The sequence below is a fragment of the Exiguobacterium sp. s145 genome (assembly GCF_018618835.1).
GTDB lineage: Bacteria > Bacillota > Bacilli > Exiguobacteriales > Exiguobacteriaceae > Exiguobacterium_A > Exiguobacterium_A artemiae.
In genome coordinates this window covers 508,305-526,407 of record NZ_JACSMV010000001.1, presented here as the reverse complement: position 1 = coordinate 526,407, position 18,103 = coordinate 508,305, and the positions used below count along the sequence as shown (strand labels likewise).

At 46.4% G+C, this 18,103-nt stretch carries 13 protein-coding genes; 3 read left to right on the top strand and 10 right to left on the bottom strand.

Going from position 1 to position 18,103, the window contains the following annotated elements; all coding sequences use genetic code 11:
• Positions 1-2: 2 nt before the first annotated feature.
• The 6 genes from KNQ07_RS02620 to gltB all read right to left on the bottom strand — a co-directional run bounded on the left by KNQ07_RS02620 (position 3) and on the right by gltB (position 10,506).
• Positions 3-440 carry a PTS mannitol transporter subunit IIA gene (locus KNQ07_RS02620; protein WP_012370590.1) on the bottom strand — a complete coding sequence of 146 codons (438 nt, stop codon included), beginning with the start codon at positions 438-440 and terminating at the stop codon, positions 3-5.
• Between the two features lie 24 nt (positions 441-464).
• A complete protein-coding gene (locus KNQ07_RS02615; RefSeq protein ID WP_214764630.1) occupies positions 465-1,898 on the bottom strand; it encodes a PTS mannitol transporter subunit IIBC in 1,434 nt (477 codons plus the stop codon).
• Between the two features lie 172 nt (positions 1,899-2,070).
• A complete protein-coding gene (locus tag KNQ07_RS16300) occupies positions 2,071-4,104 on the bottom strand; it encodes a BglG family transcription antiterminator (protein WP_214764622.1) in 2,034 nt (677 codons plus the stop codon).
• Positions 4,097-4,390, bottom strand: a complete 294-nt coding sequence (locus tag KNQ07_RS02605) for a PTS sugar transporter subunit IIB (RefSeq protein ID WP_041261636.1) — start codon at positions 4,388-4,390, stop codon at positions 4,097-4,099. The genes KNQ07_RS16300 and KNQ07_RS02605 overlap by 8 nt, the downstream gene beginning before the upstream one ends.
• A gap of 171 nt (positions 4,391-4,561) precedes the next feature.
• Positions 4,562-6,031, bottom strand: a complete 1,470-nt coding sequence (locus tag KNQ07_RS02600; RefSeq protein ID WP_214764608.1) for a glutamate synthase subunit beta — start codon at positions 6,029-6,031, stop codon at positions 4,562-4,564.
• On the bottom strand, positions 6,028-10,506 hold the full coding sequence (gltB, locus tag KNQ07_RS02595) for a glutamate synthase large subunit (RefSeq protein WP_214764601.1): 4,479 nt from the start codon (positions 10,504-10,506) through the stop codon (positions 6,028-6,030). The genes KNQ07_RS02600 and gltB overlap by 4 nt, the downstream gene beginning before the upstream one ends.
• A gap of 284 nt (positions 10,507-10,790) precedes the next feature.
• Between gltB and KNQ07_RS02590 the strand changes: the two genes are divergently transcribed.
• On the top strand, positions 10,791-11,633 hold the full coding sequence (locus KNQ07_RS02590; RefSeq protein WP_012370595.1) for a transporter substrate-binding domain-containing protein: 843 nt from the start codon (positions 10,791-10,793) through the stop codon (positions 11,631-11,633).
• Complete coding sequence (locus tag KNQ07_RS02585; RefSeq protein ID WP_012370596.1) at positions 11,630-12,316, top strand: amino acid ABC transporter permease; 687 nt, start codon at positions 11,630-11,632, stop codon at positions 12,314-12,316. The genes KNQ07_RS02590 and KNQ07_RS02585 overlap by 4 nt, the downstream gene beginning before the upstream one ends.
• Positions 12,317-12,794: 478 nt before the next feature.
• On the opposite strand, the gene KNQ07_RS02580 is transcribed toward KNQ07_RS02585, so the two are convergent.
• On the bottom strand, positions 12,795-14,627 hold the full coding sequence (locus KNQ07_RS02580; RefSeq protein ID WP_214764587.1) for a putative bifunctional diguanylate cyclase/phosphodiesterase: 1,833 nt from the start codon (positions 14,625-14,627) through the stop codon (positions 12,795-12,797).
• Between the two features lie 155 nt (positions 14,628-14,782).
• Here KNQ07_RS02580 and KNQ07_RS02575 point away from each other — a divergent pair, with 155 nt between their 5' ends.
• The gene (locus KNQ07_RS02575; protein WP_214764578.1) at positions 14,783-15,412 is read left to right on the top strand and encodes an FMN-dependent NADH-azoreductase; all 630 of its coding nucleotides are present in this window, start codon (positions 14,783-14,785) and stop codon (positions 15,410-15,412) included.
• Here KNQ07_RS02575 and KNQ07_RS02570 read toward each other — a convergent pair.
• From KNQ07_RS02570 to KNQ07_RS02560, 3 genes are read right to left on the bottom strand one after another with little or no spacing between them, the layout of a single operon-like run.
• On the bottom strand, positions 15,409-16,284 hold the full coding sequence (locus tag KNQ07_RS02570; RefSeq protein WP_214764569.1) for a helix-turn-helix domain-containing protein: 876 nt from the start codon (positions 16,282-16,284) through the stop codon (positions 15,409-15,411). The two genes, KNQ07_RS02575 and KNQ07_RS02570, sit on opposite strands and share 4 nt — an antisense overlap.
• Before the next feature lie 23 nt (positions 16,285-16,307).
• Positions 16,308-17,186, bottom strand: a complete 879-nt coding sequence (locus tag KNQ07_RS02565; protein ID WP_214764563.1) for a helix-turn-helix domain-containing protein — start codon at positions 17,184-17,186, stop codon at positions 16,308-16,310.
• 45 nt (positions 17,187-17,231) lie between these two features.
• A complete protein-coding gene (locus tag KNQ07_RS02560) occupies positions 17,232-18,095 on the bottom strand; it encodes a helix-turn-helix domain-containing protein (RefSeq protein ID WP_214764555.1) in 864 nt (287 codons plus the stop codon).
• Positions 18,096-18,103: the final 8 nt, after the last annotated feature.

Here is an 18,103-nt window from a genome sequence, read left to right as displayed (position 1 = left end):
GCTTACACCTCCACAGATAACAGCTGAATAATGTCTTCGGCTGTTTGCGCTTTGACCAACTGCTCGACATTCTCTTCATCCGAACAAATAATGGCAATGTGCGACAGCAGTTCCAGGTGTTCGTCACCAATGCCGGCAATCCCGATGATCAGCTTTGCCTGTTCGGTTCCGAACGACACACCGTTCGGAACCTGTAGAATGGATAATCCTGTTTTTAAGACTTCTTCTTTTGACTCTTCCGTCCCATGAGGAATCGCGACATGGTTTCCGATGTAGACCGTCGATAACCGGTGACGGGTTTTCATCGATTCGATATAGTTCGGACGGACATATCCATGATCGACGAGCAATGTTCCTGCTGCTTCAATCGCTTCCTCGTCCGTATTAAACTGTTGATTCAGTAACACCATTTCTTTTTCCAGTTTCATCGCAGTTGCCATCCTTCATTCACTCCTGTCTATTTTTTAAGAAATTTTATTGCGTGCTGTTTCGATTTCGTGAACCAGTTGATCATAGTAACCTGCATTCAAGAAGTTTTCGACGGACCGATGTTCAGCTTGCGGTACTCGTTCCTTCGCCCGTTGCGTCAAATCCTGGTGCGTGATGATGAATTCGGCATCTGTCGGGAGTTGACTGATCGACGTGTTCGTTACTTTAATCGGCAGTCCGGCTTTATTAATTTTGTTGCGTAAGACGGATGCGCCCATTGCACTCGATCCCATTCCGGCGTCGCAGGCAAAAATGATGTGTTCGACTTCTGCTAATGAAGTTGCAGATTCCGCTGAAACAAGCGAGGAAGCAATCGAATTTTTACCTTTCATCGCGCTGACATTAGCCGTTGCTTCTTCAAGCGATGTCTCTTTTGCTTTACTCGTTTTGAGCAAGACAGACGAAACAACAAACGTAACGGATGCAGAAATCAGGATACCGGCAACAAGACCGACATATGAACCGCGAGATGCCATCGCAAGGACAGCAATGATACTTCCTGGTGAAGCCGGTGCGACCAGACCGACATCAAATAAGACGAAAGTGAGGATACCGCTCATACCGCCGGCAATCATGGCGAGCAAGAGAACCGGTTTCATCAGCACATACGGGAAGTAGATTTCATGAATCCCGCCGATGAACTGGATAAAGGCTGCCCCTGGTGCTGTCTTTTTCGCTGCACCTGAACCGAAGACCGAATAAGCGAGTAACAAGCCGAGACCCGGTCCCGGATTCGCTTCGAGTAAAAACAGAACCGATTTTCCGGCTTCACTAACTTGGTCCAAACCGAGCGGACTTAAGATGCCGTGGTTAATGGCATTGTTGAGGAACAAGATTTTAGCCGGTTCGATGAACAGACTCGCAAGTGGCAGCAAATGAGCACTGACGATCGCTCCAACAGCCGCTGCCATGATATCGTCCAGTCCCGTCATCAGCGGACCAAACAGTTTAAAGCCACCGATCATCAACAAACCACCGATAATCCCGACCGAGAAATTGTTAACGAGCATCTCAAGACCCGGTTTAACTTTGCCTTCAATTAGTTGATCAAATTTCTTGATGGTAAATCCGCCGAGTGGTCCCATGACCATTGCGCCGAGGAACATCGGAATTTCTGTTCCGACGATGACCCCCATCGTCGCCAGTGCCCCGACGACTCCCCCGCGAACGTCATGCATCAATTTCCCGCCGGTAAACCCAATCAGTAGCGGCAACAGATACGTAATCGTCGGACCGACTAACTCCGCCAGACTTTTATTCGGTGCCCACCCGGTCGGAATGAATAACGCCGTGATGATCCCCCAGGCGATGAATGCACCGATGTTCGGCATGACCATCCCGCTGAGGAAACTTCCAAACCGTTGTACCTGGACACGGAGTCCACGTTTTCCTTCTTGTGTTGTTGTCATTGGTGTACCCTCCATTTCGTTTGCATTGTATGATAAGTGCTTTGCTATGCCCTTATTGTATGCGCTATGGAAACGCTTACTCAATCTTTCCTAGTTCACGTTTTGTCAGATTACTTGGACAAGACCAAAAGAACCATCCGTATCAACGAATGGTTCTTCTGATTTGTTGTCCTCATGAGAAATTAATCGGTTGCTCGACCGCCTCGAGCTCTCTTTCGATGACCTTCCGGAATGTCCGGTTCAAAATCTGTTGCAGTTGATGAACATCCCCGTATTCAAATTGATGGGTTTGTTCATCATTTTCGATGATCGCACCACTGATTGAGCTGAGCAGTTGCAGCAGTTGATCCGTCGATTCTTCTGGTGCCGCGAGTACTAAAATCCGTTCGACCGGTTGAATGAGCTGATCCATCCCCAAAAGATCAATCGGTTGATCCAGCTCATAGATGAAGAACCCTCCACGATGAATCGATTCGTCGCGACCATGGAATAAAGCCAACCGTGTCCCGGGAATGCCGAGTCCAGACATCTCGTGACGCCGTAACAATTGCGCCGATAATTGGACGGCCGACGAGGTGACGTTTTTTTCGACCAGCCCATTGCTGATTTCAAGAAGGATTTCTTCCAACCCTTCCGTTTGCGAAGCAATCGTTTCAATGGAAAACGCGTCACTCAATTGGCGGGCCGTCTTGACCAATTCTTCCAATCGAACTAAATCCAGCCATCCCGATGACTCCTGACGGACGGGAGATTGGAACGATTTCGGTAGGGAGACAAGTAATTTCCGGATTCGGTCAACTTCTTCTTTCGGCAGTAACGGATTGACGAGCAGATGCGGTTGACTAATGTCCGGCAACGGCACCGTCGATAACACAAAGTCATAATCCTTCAGTTGGAGACGTCCAATGCCAAAGAGAGACGAACTTTCGACTTGCTCGAGTTCGGTAAATTCCTGCCGTAACCGGTTCATCAGTAATTTCGACGATCCGAGTCCCGCCGAACAGACGACGAGTACACGGTAGGGTGTTTTCGGCAACGGTTTACTTAAAACAGCGCCAAAGTGCATCACCCAAAAGGCTAAGTCATAATCCGCAAACGTTTGATCGTTGAAGACGAATTCAGCGGCTTGTTTAACAGCGTCAAACAAACGCGGGTACTCCCGTTCGATCTGTTTAATGACATAAGACGGATTCACGATGTTTTGTTTCGTATACGACATGATGTGACTGACCAACCCGTGTTCGAGCGCCCGGTCCTCTGTGAAACCTTCTCCGTACAATAAGGAGACCTGTTCGATCAGTCGTTTGACACGCAGACGAATAACCAGTTCTTCGCCGGTCTCCAGCTGATCTTGTTGAAAATTCCGCAACTCTTCAGAAATCCATTGCCGCTCGGCAATCGATAAGGGGTACGGCAACCGTTGCTGTAGCGTATCGACGTGATGCAAGACTTCGAGCGGATATGCTTTTAATTCATAGACCATCGGAAACTGGTCCATCCGAATCGCTTGAACGGCTAAACTCAGCGTCGCCCGCATGAGAAGTCGATCACTGATATCCTGCTGTTTCGTCAAAGGAGCAATCACGGCATACGATTGGTTAATCGCTTCAATCCACTCCCGCTGCTGAATCTGAAGCAGATGCGGCAGTTGATCGACATGACCTTGCAGGAACCGGTAAAAGGACAAGACATCCCATTGCGTAAAAATCAACGAGACCAGCAACCGTCGTTTGTTGATTTCTTCGCCGATGACTTCAGCCCCTAACCCCTTTTTACGTTTTAATTCCAGTGCATACTGACAGAACCATTCATCAATCCGTTCTAAATCTTGACTGATCGTACTTGGCGCGATGTACATGGCATGTGCCAAAGCCTGCAGTTTGATCATTCCTTGTTCCTGCAAAAGGCGGTATGCGAGTTCGACTTGCCGGTCTTCCGCTGAGGGTAACTGACGATGGGATAACAATAGCGCTTCACGCAGTTCCCGCTTCTGTCCCTCATCCCCATTCAGCTGTAAACCGCGCCCCCGTACATAAACCAGTTCCAACTGAAACGGTGCTACGGTTTGCCCAAGCCGGTCTCGTTCCCGTTGAATCGTCCGTTCCGAAGTTTCGAGTGCTTCTGCGATTTCCTGAATCTGAACCGGTTCTGATTTCGTCAGTAAATAAAACAAGATTTCTCGCTCACGGGCCGTAAAATCAGTCACTTTGCATCAACTCATTTCTAATGGTCTCAATTAAAAAATCATAGGATGCCGTTGCCAACAAATGATCAATGGCAAATACCCGACACGAGGCATTAACCGGAAGATTTACAACGATTTGCCGGGGACCGACCAGAAAGCTGACATCTGCCGGAATTTCTTTGGCCCGGCACGTTTCAACCGTGACAGATAATCGCTCTTTTTGTAATCGATCCCGTAAGACTTTTGCCCCCATGACACTGCTGACTAGGCCCGAGTCGCAGACAAAGATAATGGTCATCATATCCATCCTATTCACCCCTTCCCTTTTATCCTATCTGAAAGCGCTTAAAAACGGGGCGATGATAAACCGGTTTATTTAATTTCTTTTTTTAATCTTGTCCAAAATTCCTGACAGATCAAAAAAACGTTCGAATCTCCCGCCTGAGGAGGTTCGAACGTTTTCCATGTCTAATCCGGGTCACCCGGTTTGTTTATGCACGGTTAAAAGATGTTGTTCGACTTTTTCAGCGACTTCCCGTCCTTCGCGGATCGCCCAAACAATCAAGGACTGACCACGACGGGCGTCGCCGGCGGCAAAGACCCCCGATCGGTCGGTCGCATATGCCATCGTTTTAATCTTACCGTTTTGTGACGCAACCGGTAGGTGCCGCAGAACATCCTGCTCGACGCCGCTGAAGCCGATGGCAATCAACATTGTATCAACCGGATAATATTTTTCGGTTCCGGGAAGCTTCTGAAACTCCACCCGTCCGTCGGCATGACGGATTTTGTCATTATAAATCGTCCAGACACCGGTCAATCGGCCTGCTTCATCCGTCGTATAACGCTCGATCGCAATCAAGTATTCCCGGGGATCGCGACCAAACTGCACGTGTGCTTCCTCATACCCGTAATCGAGAGTGAACAGGTTCGGTGTATCCGGCCACATATTGTCCGCTGTCCGTGTTGAGCCCGGCATCTCGTGTTTGCCGAACTGAACGACGGAGCGGCAACCTTGCCGCAGTGCCGTCGCCACACAGTCGGCGCCTGTATCTCCGCCTCCGATGACAAGGACATCTTTCCCCCGTGTATCATGCAGGTCAATCAAAGATTGTCCGGTCAGGAGTTGCCGTGTCACACTCGTCAAATAGTCCATCGCGTATCCGACGCCCTGACCCGGTGCGTCCGGTATTTTGCGGGGCTCGGTTGCACCGACACAGAGGATGACGGCATCGTAATCGGCTTCCAGTTGATCCAGTGAGACGTCGAGACCAATCGTGACGCCGGTTTTAAATGTGATGCCTTCCGTTTCAAGCAACCGGACACGGCGGGCGACGATATCTTTTGAAAGCTTCATCGCCGGAATCCCGTACGTCAACAGACCGCCGACTTGATCTTCCCGTTCAAAGACGGTCACGTGATGCCCTGCTTGATTCAATTGATCGGCTGCCGCTAAGCCGGCCGGACCAGAACCGACAATCGCAATCCGGTGCTGGCTTCTGACTGACGGAATACGCGGTTGGACCCACCCGTTCTCAAAACCGATATCGATAATGGTCCGTTCGATCTGTTTAATGGTGACAGCAGGTTCATTGATGGACAGCGTACACGATCCTTCACAGGGCGCGGGACAGACCCGGCCCGTGAATTCAGGAAAATTATTCGTTTCCTGCAGCCGTTCAAGGGCTTCCTGGAAGTTGCCCTGTTCGACCAGTACGTTCCACTCAGGAATTAAGTTGTAGACCGGACAACCGATTTTGACTTGACCATACGTCTCACCGACATGGCAAAACGGTGTCCCGCAATCCATACAACGGCTCGCCTGTTCCGAAGCTTCCGTTTCAGAAAAACGTTCTTTATACTCGTTAAAATCACCAATTCGTTCACTGCTGTCACGTTCCTTGCCTGCCTGGCGGGGAACGTTCATGAATTGATCCCGTCTCTTCATTGTTTCCCTCCTGTTCCGCGTCCGATATGCGTTTCAAATGCCAACAGCATCGCTTCTTCCGTATTGTGTCCCTGTTGCGCATATCCCGCCATTAAAGTCGTCACCGCTTGATATGTCGACGGAATGACACGAATGAATGAGCTGAGGACATGATCCCAGTTTGCTAAAATCGCATGACCTTGTTCACTGTTCGTCCGGGCGACATGCCGCTCGATGAATGTTTTTAAGCGGGTTGCCTCTTCAGGGTCCGAAACGGCTCCCGTTACGACAAGCTCCCGGTTGATCCGGGCCTCAAAACGGGTGACATCTTTCGGTAAGACGTACGCGACGCCGCCGGACATTCCGGCGGCAAAGTTCAGTCCGACATCTCCTAATATGACGACACTTCCGCCCGTCATATACTCGAGACCGTGGTTGCCGATTCCTTCGACGACTGCTGTCGCTCCGCTGTTCCGGACAGCGAATCGTTCCCCGGCCTGACCGTTGACGTAAAGCTCTCCACTCGTTGCCCCGTACAGTGCCACATTTCCGATGATGACCTGATCCGAGGAGACGAAACTGGATTTTGCCTGCGGGCGCACGGCAATGACCCCGCCGGATAATCCTTTACCGACATAATCGTTGGCATCTCCCGACACATTTAATGTCATACCACGCGGGATATATGCACCAAGACTTTGACCGGCTGAACCCGTCAGATTGAGCGTTAACCGATCCGTCGGAAGCCCCATCGCTCCATACAGCCGTGTCAAACGGGATCCGGTATTCGTTCCGATTGCCCGGTCCGTATTGGTGACCGGGAAGGTAAAGGTTTGTTGTTCTGTAAACGATTGATCCGTGATGAGCGTTTCCAGTTCACGCCCGTCAAAAGAAGCTGAGACGTGATGCTCCTGGTACTGCCGGTTTTCGGGTGAATATCCCGGCATGACGAACAGGCGGGATAAATCGAGACTGGCTGCTTTCCAGTGCGTCTTTAACCGGTCCGATGATTGCAACAGATCCGTCCGGCCGACTAAATCGGCTAACCGTCTTACACCGAGTTGCGCTAAATATTCGCGGACTTCTTCGGCGACAAATTCCATGAAGTGAACGACATGATCCGCTGACCCTGTAAATTTCTCACGAAGCTTCGGATCTTGTGTTGCCACGCCGACCGGACATGTATCGAGATGGCAGGCCCGCATCATGATGCAACCGACGGCAATTAACGGTGCCGTTGCAAAGCCGTATTCATTGGCACCGAGCATCGCAGCGATGACGACATCGCGTCCCGTCAATAACTTTCCGTCCGTTTCCAAAACGACACGGTCCCGTAATCCGTTTAAGGCCAGTGTTTGATGGGTTTCGGCCAAACCCAGTTCCCACGGTAATCCCGTATGCTGAATGCTGGTCTTCGGTGAAGCACCGGTTCCCCCGTCATGACCGCTGATGACGATGACATCGGCCAGTCCTTTGGCGACGCCGGCAGCAATCGTTCCGACACCGCCTTTTGCGACCAGTTTGACACTGATCCGCGCCCGGTCATTCGCGCGTTTCAAGTCATGAATCAGCTGCGCCAAATCCTCGATTGAATAAATATCATGGTGCGGCGGAGGTGAAATCAATCCGACACCCGGTGTCGAGGCACGGACACGCGCAATCCACGGATAAACTTTTTCACCCGGCAGCTGTCCGCCTTCTCCCGGCTTCGCCCCTTGCGCCACCTTAATCTGCAGTTCGTCGGCATGGACAAGATAATCACTCGTGACACCGAATCGTCCGGATGCAATCTGTTTGATCCGGCTCATCCGCGAATCCCCGTTTTCATCTAACTGGTATCGTTCCTCTTCTTCGCCGCCTTCCCCGCTGTTGCTTTTACCGCCGAGCCGGTTCATCGCGACGGCTAACGTTTCGTGTGCTTCTTTCGACAGCGAACCGTAAGACATCGCTCCTGTCTTGAAATATTTGACGATTTCACTGACCGGTTCCACTTCGGCAAGCGGAATCGGAGTCGTTTCCCGGAAAGACATCAGGTGACGTAAAAACGTCGCCGGTTCTTCCTGGATCCGCGAAGAATAGGTTTTAAACAAATCATACCGTCCGGTCCGGCAGGCATGTTGCAACAGATGAATCGTTGCCGGGTTGAAGGCATGATGTTCGCCGTCATGGCGATAGCGGAAAACGCTGCCGGACTCAAGCCGTGTCCGCTTGACTCCTTCTTCATGTTGACGAAGTGCTTCTTGTTCAATCAATGCCAAGGTCAAACCGTCGAGTTGCGAGACGGTTCCCGTGAAGTACCGGTCGATGACCTCTTCGGAAATACCGACCGCTTCGAAAATTTGAGCCCCGCGGTAACTGAAGACCGTCGAAATGCCCATCTTTGACATGACTTTGACCACACCCTCCGTCACTGCCGACCGGTATCGTTCGGCATAATCCGGCATCGTTTCGTCAACCGCATCCTGTAACGTCGCATAGACGAGATACGGATGAATGGCATCGGCTCCGTATCCGACTAAGGCGGCAAAATGATGGACTTCCCGGACTTCGCCGCCTTCGATGATCAAACTGGCTTTCGTCCGTAACCCTTCCCGGATCAAATGGTGATGAATGGCGCTCGTGACAAGCAGAATCGGCATTGGTACAGCACCCGGCCGGACATTCCGGTCAGAAAGAATCAACAGTTCACAGCCTCCCCGGACCGCATGGACAGCTTGCTCGAGTAACGCTTCGAGCGCTTCCTCCAGCTGACCGTCAAACACTGTCGAAAGTGTCTTGTGGGCAAGTTTCGTCTGTTTGAGCGCCGCTGCTTCCGCTGGCGTGAGAACCGGTGAGGCGAGACGAATCCGACGGCAATTCTGCCGGTTCGGTGTCAACAATTCCCCTTGCTGACCAAGCCAGGTCATCGTCGACGTGACGATTTGTTCCCGCAATGCATCAATCGGCGGATTCGTCACTTGTGCGAATAACTGTTTGAAGTAGCGGAACAAGGATTGCGGTCGTTCACTTAAGACAGCGAGCGGGATATCCGTTCCCATCGCCCCTAACGGATCTTTTTTCTCTTCCACGAGCGGAATCAAATATTGGTCGATGTCTTCCCGTGTATAACCGAATAAACGTTGTAACTTTCCGAGATTCGAGACCTCTTCCGTTCTGACGTCTGCCGGTAATGCAATCATTTCTTCTGCCAACCATTCGGCATACGGATGACGCATCGCCAGTTCACGCTTAACCTCTTCATCTGAAATCAATTGACCGGATGCAAAATCAAGCAGTAGCAGCTCTCCCGGAACAAGCCGTTTCTTAAATAAAATATCGTGTTCCGCAATTGGTAAGACACCGGATTCGGAAGACAACATAAAATGACCATCCCGCATCATCATATACCGTGCCGGTCGCAGACCATTCCGGTCAAGTGTCGCGCCAATCTGTTTCCCATTCGTGAAGACAATCGCCGACGGTCCATCCCACGGCTCCATCATGCTGCTGTGGTATTCGTAATAGGCCCGTTTTGCCGGTCGCACCTCTGCGTGTTCAAACGGTTCCGGTACTAGCATCAAGGCGGTTTCCGCAAGCGTCAATCCGGACAGATACAAAAACTCGAACGCATTATCCAGCATCGAGGAATCGCTGCCCGATTCGTCCAAAATTGGCAGGACATCTTTCGCCCGACGGCCGTACGTCGTCTTGGCCAACCCGTTTTCACGGCTCCGCATCGCCCGGACGTTTCCTTGTAGTGTATTGATTTCACCGTTATGGATTAAATAACGATTTGGATGGGCACGTTTCCAGCTCGGAAACGTGTTCGTACTGAATCTCGAGTGAACGATCGCAAAGCCGGACTGATACCGTTCATCCTGTAAATCATCAAAATATAAACCAAGCTGATCGGTTGTCACAAGTCCTTTGTAAACGATCGTTTCGCTTGAGCTGCTTAAGACGTAGTGTTCAATGCCAAGCTGCTCCGCTTCTCGTTCAAATAAGCGGCGAATCAGGAACAATGCCCGTTCGAACGCCAGTCCTTCCACTTTGTTTGCCTCAATGAAGCATTGCCGGATAACAGGTTCCGTTTGACGGGCTTTTTCTCCAATCACAGTGTTCGTGACCGGGACCGTCCGCCATTCGATCAAGCGTTGTCCTTCTGATAGGATGATTGATTCCAAAGTCCGTTCCAACCGTTGACGCAACCGGTCTTCCCGCGGTAAAAACATCATCATGACCCCGTAGTCCCCACTGCGCGGCAGATGGACATTTCGTAAGGCTTGACGGAAGAGACGATCTGGTATTTGCGTGAGGATGCCGGCTCCGTCGCCGGTTTTCGCATCACTTCCTTGTCCTCCCCGATGTTCCATCTGACACAACATCTTCAAGGCGTTTTGAACGATTTCATGACTGGCTCGTCCCGTCCGATGAGCATAAACCCCGATTCCACACGCATCGTGTTCTTGTCTCGGATCATAAAGTCCTTGCCGCTGCGGTATTTGATGAAATGACATGTTACCACGCTCCTAACCGTTCTAAATTTTCTGTATATTCTGTTAAAATATACTTTACACTCTTTTATGTTTATTCGCTACCATGTATATTTCCAAAATTTGAGTTCTCTCATCCCTTGATAGACCGTTTCATCATGATGATAACGCTTACATATAGATGAATAATTTTTTTGAATAAAATATTTTTTAAGAGGCTGTTCATTTTTGCCGTAATTCCTTTTTCCGTGGTATTTTTAAATAGAAAATAAATTATCAGTGCTTGTTTGGAAAAGGAGAATATTAAAATGAAAAACTCTGTAAAATGGACGGGTCTCTTGATTGCAGGAACGGCCCTGGTCCTTAGTGCATGTGGTCAGGAAGAAAAACAAATGACCGCATACGATAAAATTAAAAAAGAAGGAACCTTGACCGTTGCAACAGCAGGTACCCTTTATCCGACATCTTTCCACGAAGAAAAAAGTAACAAATTGACCGGGTTTGATGTCGAAGTCGTCAAAGAAATCGCAAAACGTCTTGATTTAAAAGTCGCCTTCAAAGAAATGTCTTTCGACGGAATGCTGACAAGTGTGAACACCGGTCAAGTGGATTTAGCGGCCAACGATATTACGATTACGGAAGAACGTAAAGGAAAGTTTGCCTTCTCTAAACCTTACAAATATACGTACGGGACAGCGATCGTCCGTAAAAGTGATTTATCCGGCATCAAGTCCCTCGAAGATTTAAAAGGGAAAAAAGCAGCTGGAGAAGCGACGACAACGTACATGCAAGTGGCCAAGAAATACGGTGCCAAGGAAGTCACATATGATAATGCCACGAATGATCAATATTTACGTGATGTCTCTAACGGACGGACGGACGTCATCTTAAACGATTATTATCTCCAGAGCCTTGCCGTCGACTTCTTCAAAGATTTCGACATCACGATTCACCCTGATATTGCCTATAACCCAAGCCAAGTCGGACTCATCATGGACTTGGACAACAAAGAGTTACAGTCGAACATCAATGCTGAAATCGATGAAATGAAAGAAGACGGCACGCTCGCCAAATTGTCGAAGACATTCTATGCCAACAAAGACGTCTCGAAAATGCCTGATGTCAAGACGACGCTCGTCGACGTGAATTGAACAGTTTCTCTGAGATTGAATGGCGGTCTGTCTTTAACCCGGAATTAGCAAAAGAAGCGTTTCCCTACATCTTAGGAGGGCTCGGTCATACGCTTTGGATTTCGATACTCAGCATGTTGATTGGTCTTGGACTTGGCTTATTGCTTGCTTTGGCACGCTTATCTGCATCACGTTTGTTACGGACAGTCGCCACTCTCTACATCTCCTTCATGCGCGGTGTACCGATTCTCGTCTTATTATTCATGTTTTACTTTGGTTTACCGGTCATCAACATTCAACTCGATGCCTTAACCGCTGCCATTGCCGGTTTCAGTCTGAACAGTGCTGCCTATATGGCTGAAATCATTCGTTCGTCACTTTTGTCCGTTGATCGCGGGCAACAAGAAGCGGCACAATCGCTCGGGCTTTCCAGATACCGTGTGTTCGTCGGCATTATCTTGCCGCAGGCCGTCCGCCTGGCAATCCCCCCGTTATCAAATGTCCTTCTTGATTTGGTAAAAGCCTCTTCGCTCGCTGCCATGATTACGGTGCCGGAGATTTTTCAACGGGCAAAAATCGTCGGCGGACGGGAGTTTGACTACATGACAGTTTATTTTGTCATCGCCTTCATCTACTGGGGAATCTGTGCCGTCATCGCCGCCGGACAAGAAATGCTCGAACGGCGTTTCGCCCGCTATCTATAACGTAAAAAAGCTCAACCGTTTTTCACTTTCGTCACGAGGACGTCTGTAGAAAACAGGTTGAGCTTTTTTTATCAAAATTAGGCGAGAATACTCTCACCTCTAAGTGTCTCGGACAAAGCCCAGCGTAGGTGGGAGATGAATCGCCTTCGGGCAAGGCGTGTCTTACGACACGTCAATTGCCCGACGTTTTCGGTTTGAAAACACTTAAAACCAGGAAAAAAACAATACGTCGTGTTCTTTGAAAACTGAAGGTATAGGGTTGTGACTGGAAGTTCGTCTGTCACGTAAAATCTTCAACGTTCACCTTGCAGATGACCGAAGTAGCGAAAACCAAGCAGAGTAAGCGTCCGCACAAAAGAAACTGACAAGATTAAAATCCAACCGTCGGGACGACGGGGTTAGCTTGATAAATTTCAGACCAATAGGTCGGATAACTCAGGAATCCTTCACCTCTTAGCATAGCGTTGGTGGAGGTAGTTCAAGCTTTTTGGTCGAGCAATGGTTCGACGGATAGTGCTTCCAATGGTTTATGGAACAAATAGCCTTGAAGCGTCTGGCACCCTAACCCTGTCAAAAGTTCCGCTTCCACCATCGCTTCGATTCCTTCCGCGACAATCGTCATCTTCAACCGATCTCCTAATTGAATGATCATCTTGACGATGGCTCGTTTTTCTTCCGAGTCAATCGCCGCCCGGACAATCTCTTTCGGAATTTTCAACTGATCAAAAGGTAATTCGACGAGCGTCTGCATCGAAGAAAAGCCGGTTCCAAAATCGTCAAGCGCAATCCGGATCCCGTGGAGATGCAATTCATTTAATGTCTCGATTATTTGTGCCATTCCTTCGATAAAAATATGTTCTGTCATTTCGATTTCCAATAAGTAAGGCGGAAAACCGGTTGATCGTAAAATCTCCAATACCTTTTCGGTAAAGTCTTCTTGACGCAACTGCGAAGGCGAGACATTAACGGCAATCGTGATTGGTTTTCGTCCTTGTTCCAACCATTGCTGACCTTGCAGGCAGGCTTTACGCATTACCCATCCTCCAAGTGTTTCGATGAATCGTGTCCGTTCTGCCAACGGAATGAATTCCAGCGGAGAAATCAACCCGTATTTCGGATGATTCCACCGGACTAGTGCTTCTGCACCCGTGATGCAGTGATTAGTTGCGCTGACTTGCGGTTGAAACAATACGAAAAAGTCCCGGTCAAGATCAGCATCATACAGATCACGTGTCAGTTGCATGGCTCGTTTGCGTTCATTTTGAGTCACCTGATCCGTGATCGCAAACGTATTTTTACGATTTGACTTTGCTGTAAATAAAGCAATCTCGGCATCATTGATGACATGATCAATCGATTCCCCGTTAACGAATGACACCCCGATGCTTGCCGTTACATTGATTTGCTTAAAATCGATTTGGACACGTTCAGAAATACTGGCTAAAATCTCATCGCATAACTGATCCGGTTGCGCGGACGTCGCATGTAATAAAAAGGCACTTCCACTCGCTTTAGCGACGATACAATCGGAAAAACGCGTCATCAACCGTTTTCCGATGATATGCAACGTCCGGTCTCCCGTTCGGTAACCGAATGCATCATTGACTGTCTTGAAATCATCCAAATCAATCAGACAGATGATATCTCCCACGACCGCTTTTTTTTCCGTTTCAATCACAAAAAAAGACCGGTTCGCCAGTTCCGTGACCGAATCAAAAAATGCTTGTTCCTTCAATCGAGCTAAGTAGTCGATGTTTCGTTCCAGCCGTGAAACATACTGTCTATGAATCAACAGACTGATCAGTGTAGCAATCAAAATCAGTCCGATCCGTGCGATATGATCCGTTGAACTGAAGTTTGACATGCCTGCCGGTGCTTTTAACCAGACGTACAGGAGTGATAAAACGCTGATTGCCGTCGCATACAGTAACATCGTCCGGTTAATGACGACCAGGGAGGCCAATACAAATAACAACGATGCGGCCCACACAGTCTGTGCCCCATTGTTTATATACGGATAGTTGATGAACGGGATCAATAAGAAGACACTCGACATCATATGCGGTTTCCATCGGTCGCTAAGACTGCTTTTCCCAATCAGAAACTGTACACCACCCACAATAAAAATCAAAAAAGCACGCCACACTTCAGACCACTGCAATCCAGACGAACTGATGTTGCTCGAGAAGATATATAAAATGGAACCACAGCTAGTCAGCACAAAAATAATCATTCCGAACAGCTGGTAATTGGCGTTTACTTCGCGATGGTAGTGAAAATTCGTCGATGAAGGACGTTCATGTGCCTTCATAATCTTCTCTCCTTCCCGTGACTTCGTCCTCTTCTTTTCCTTATCGAGTTGGAATTAAAACCTAATTCCTCCATTGATTTGGTTTTAATTCCTCACGTCTAAAGAAGTCTTCATTCGGGTAATTGACTAATAAAGATTGAAAGGAGTGTTAAATCATGAGCCGTCTTTTATTTATCGAAGCCAATGACAGTACCCATCAAAAGAAAGGGATCAGCTCCCATATGAATGAAGCCTTTCTTTCAAGCTACCGGACACATCATCCGGAGGACGAAATCGTCGTTCTCAATTTATTTGAGGAACGGTTACCTTTTTTTGATTTACGCCTCGCTTCCGCTGCCGCTAAACTGTTTCGCGGGGAATCGGTAGATGCCGATGACGATGTTCCGATCGGAAAATTACAAGAATACCTGACCGGATTTCTCGACTCGGACAAAATCGTCTTCTCTTTCCCGATGTGGAACTTGACCGTTCCGGCTCCCCTCCATAACTATATGGACTATCTGGCGCAAGCCGGTCAGACATTCCGTTATACGGCAGAAGGATCGATCGGATTGGTGAAAGGAAAACAAGTGTTGTTGCTGCATTCACGCGGCGGTGACTATTCGACATCCGATAAAGCGGACTCCGAACATGCCGTTCGTTACATGCTCGACATACTCCGTTTCTTCGGCATTGAAGATGTTCAAACGATCATTTTGGAAGGCCACCAACAATATCCGGACCGCGCGGATGAACTCACTAAAAAAGCCCTCTCCGCATGTGAGAAGGCCGGGGAAACATTTTAAAATCTGTAGAGTAAAAACTTTTCGTGGCTATCTATGACAAGCTGTTCATAGCTTGGCATCTCAAAGGCTTTAAACAGACTATAGGAAAGTGTAAAATCTCGCTTAACATCATTTATATTACCATTTGTTTTTTTAGTGAAATAGCCGCGCTGAAAATAAAAATGTCCTAAAAATGAAGCATCATCCAATGCAAGACTTTCCTGGATTCCAGTCGCTACTACTTGAAGACCTTTTTCATAATTCTTTTGAAATGACAGTTGCTGAGCATGGTTGTAAATGATTTTAATTCTAGCTTTCTTTAATTCAATCGTATCAAATTTCAGACTTAAGACGTCTTCAAAAACACTTTCCGAGTGAACAAATTGTTTGTTTTCAAAGTAAAAATTAGCAATTGCCATCTTGATTCGCAGATACATTTGAGGTGATTCGAACCAAACTTCTTCTGTATCCGTTAAATGCACTAATCGAGAAATGCTTGATCGAAAATCTATTTTTTGAGTTCTCTCACTACAAATAATTTCAAAATACTCCAACAACAGTAATATTTCCTTGTTTGTTGACTGACTTTTTATTTTCTCAGTTTGATTTATTAACTCATCAAACTGCTGGCTTCGAAACAAGCCGGTAAGGAGTCGGTCACATTCACGGAATTCTTCACTTTTGTATTGATCACGAAATAACATTGACAGGGGTACACGTAATCGTTTCGCAATTTGTTGTAATAAATCAATCGTTGGCGAGTTACGCCCATTTTCAATCTTACTGATTTCTGCCTGGCTACATATCCCGTCGCACAATTCTTTTTGTGTCATTCTTTTTTCTTTACGAATCTGTTTGATTTCATTTCCAATCGATACCGGTAGTGAATTCATTAATTGTCTCCCTTGATTAAACCTCATAAGAACTTAAACAATAAATACTCATTTCTTCCTTTTTCTACAATCTCAACGTAACGATCCAAATTAAGTGCAGTGAACAAAGTATACGACATGGAATAGTCCTCTTTTACTGTTTGAAGATCAAAATTTAATTTTTCTTTGAAATTTGCACGTTGATAATAAAAGTGTCCTAAAAAAGAAGAATTTTTTCGTTCTATACTCTCAGAAATTCCTGATTCTGTGACTATCATTCCGTCTCGATAGTATCCTTGAAAAAATAATTGTTGCGCATGATTATACAGTATTTTAATTCGTAAGCTTTTTAATTCTTCCGTATTATAGTCCATCGCTAGTAATGTTTCGTAAATTTTTCTTGAGTGCACAAACTGATCATTCAAATAATAATAGTTTGCGATAGCTAATTTAATTCTTACATACATTAAAGGTGACTCATACCATACTTCTTCCTGGTCTGTTAAAAAGGATAATTCTGAAATACACGATCGGTAATCTATTGATTTTCTGCCTTCTAATCCAATCAGTTCAAAATATTTAGCAAGTAGATATATCGACGTATTTATCTTTGTATTAAAAATTTCTTTAACAGAACCAATAAGGTCATCAAATTTTTGACTACGATAGAGTTTTGTCCATTCATAATCATATTCTTGGAATAACATCATTTGCGTGTCTTCCTCAAATAATTGTAGAATCGAAATATTTAATCGATTTGCGATTTTTTGAATCGTTTCGATTGTTGGAGATACTTTTCCTTGCTCAATTTTACTTAATTCCGCTTGGCTACAAATATTTTGACAAACTTCTTGTTGAGTAAATCGTTGTTCAAGCCGGATTCGTCTTAATTGATTTCCAATCAAGTTAGAGAGTGAAGTCATGTAATAAACAGCCCTTTTAGTCAGTATTCATCATAGTTTATTTCGTCACAAAAATTTTGTTTTACTTTTTTTAACGGTATTAGCATATCGATTCATATGAAATGCTTTAAATAATTCATATGCAATGACATAGCTTTGACACGTTTCCTTATTATCCCCGTACATTTCTTCTAAAACTTCACCCAGTTGATAATAAAAGTGTGCAATGTAAGAAGTATCTGTTAGCAGTACACTATAACGAATACCTTTTAATGTAACAGTTAAACTTTTTTCTAAGTCTCCCATTTTAAACAACAGTTTCGCATGATTATAAGTGATTTTCAATTGCTGACCTACTACTTTTTCATTACTAAAATCAAAGTGAGTCTCTTCTAACTCTTTATATAGTTTTTCAGATTGTTTATACTCCTGATTTTCTGCGTATAGAATTGCTATTCCCATTTTTGTTCTTAAATATAAATCCGGATAACTATATTTAATGTCATTCTGTTCAATTAATCGAGAAAGTTGGACGGATGTTGTCCTATGATCAAAATTGTTTAAGCGATAGTCACTGATGATTTGATAATATTTCAACAACAAAATTGTCTCTTCAAATCTATCTTCAGTAATCATTTTGTACGATCGAATCTGCTCATAATTTCCTTCTCTAGTCAATCGAAGCAATGTATGGTCTAATTTTTTTACACTTTCTTCTTGCTTCTGATTTTCGAACAAGAAAGAGATTGGTATTTTAAGACGTTCTGCAATTTGTTGCAACAAATCAACCGTGGGTGAGTTGCGTCCATTCTCGATTTTACTGATTTCTGCCTGACTGCAAATTCCCTGACATAGTTCGGATTGTGTCCAATTCCGCTCTTGCCGGATCCGTTTGATTTCGTTACCAATCGAAACATTTAATTGATTCATGGATGTCT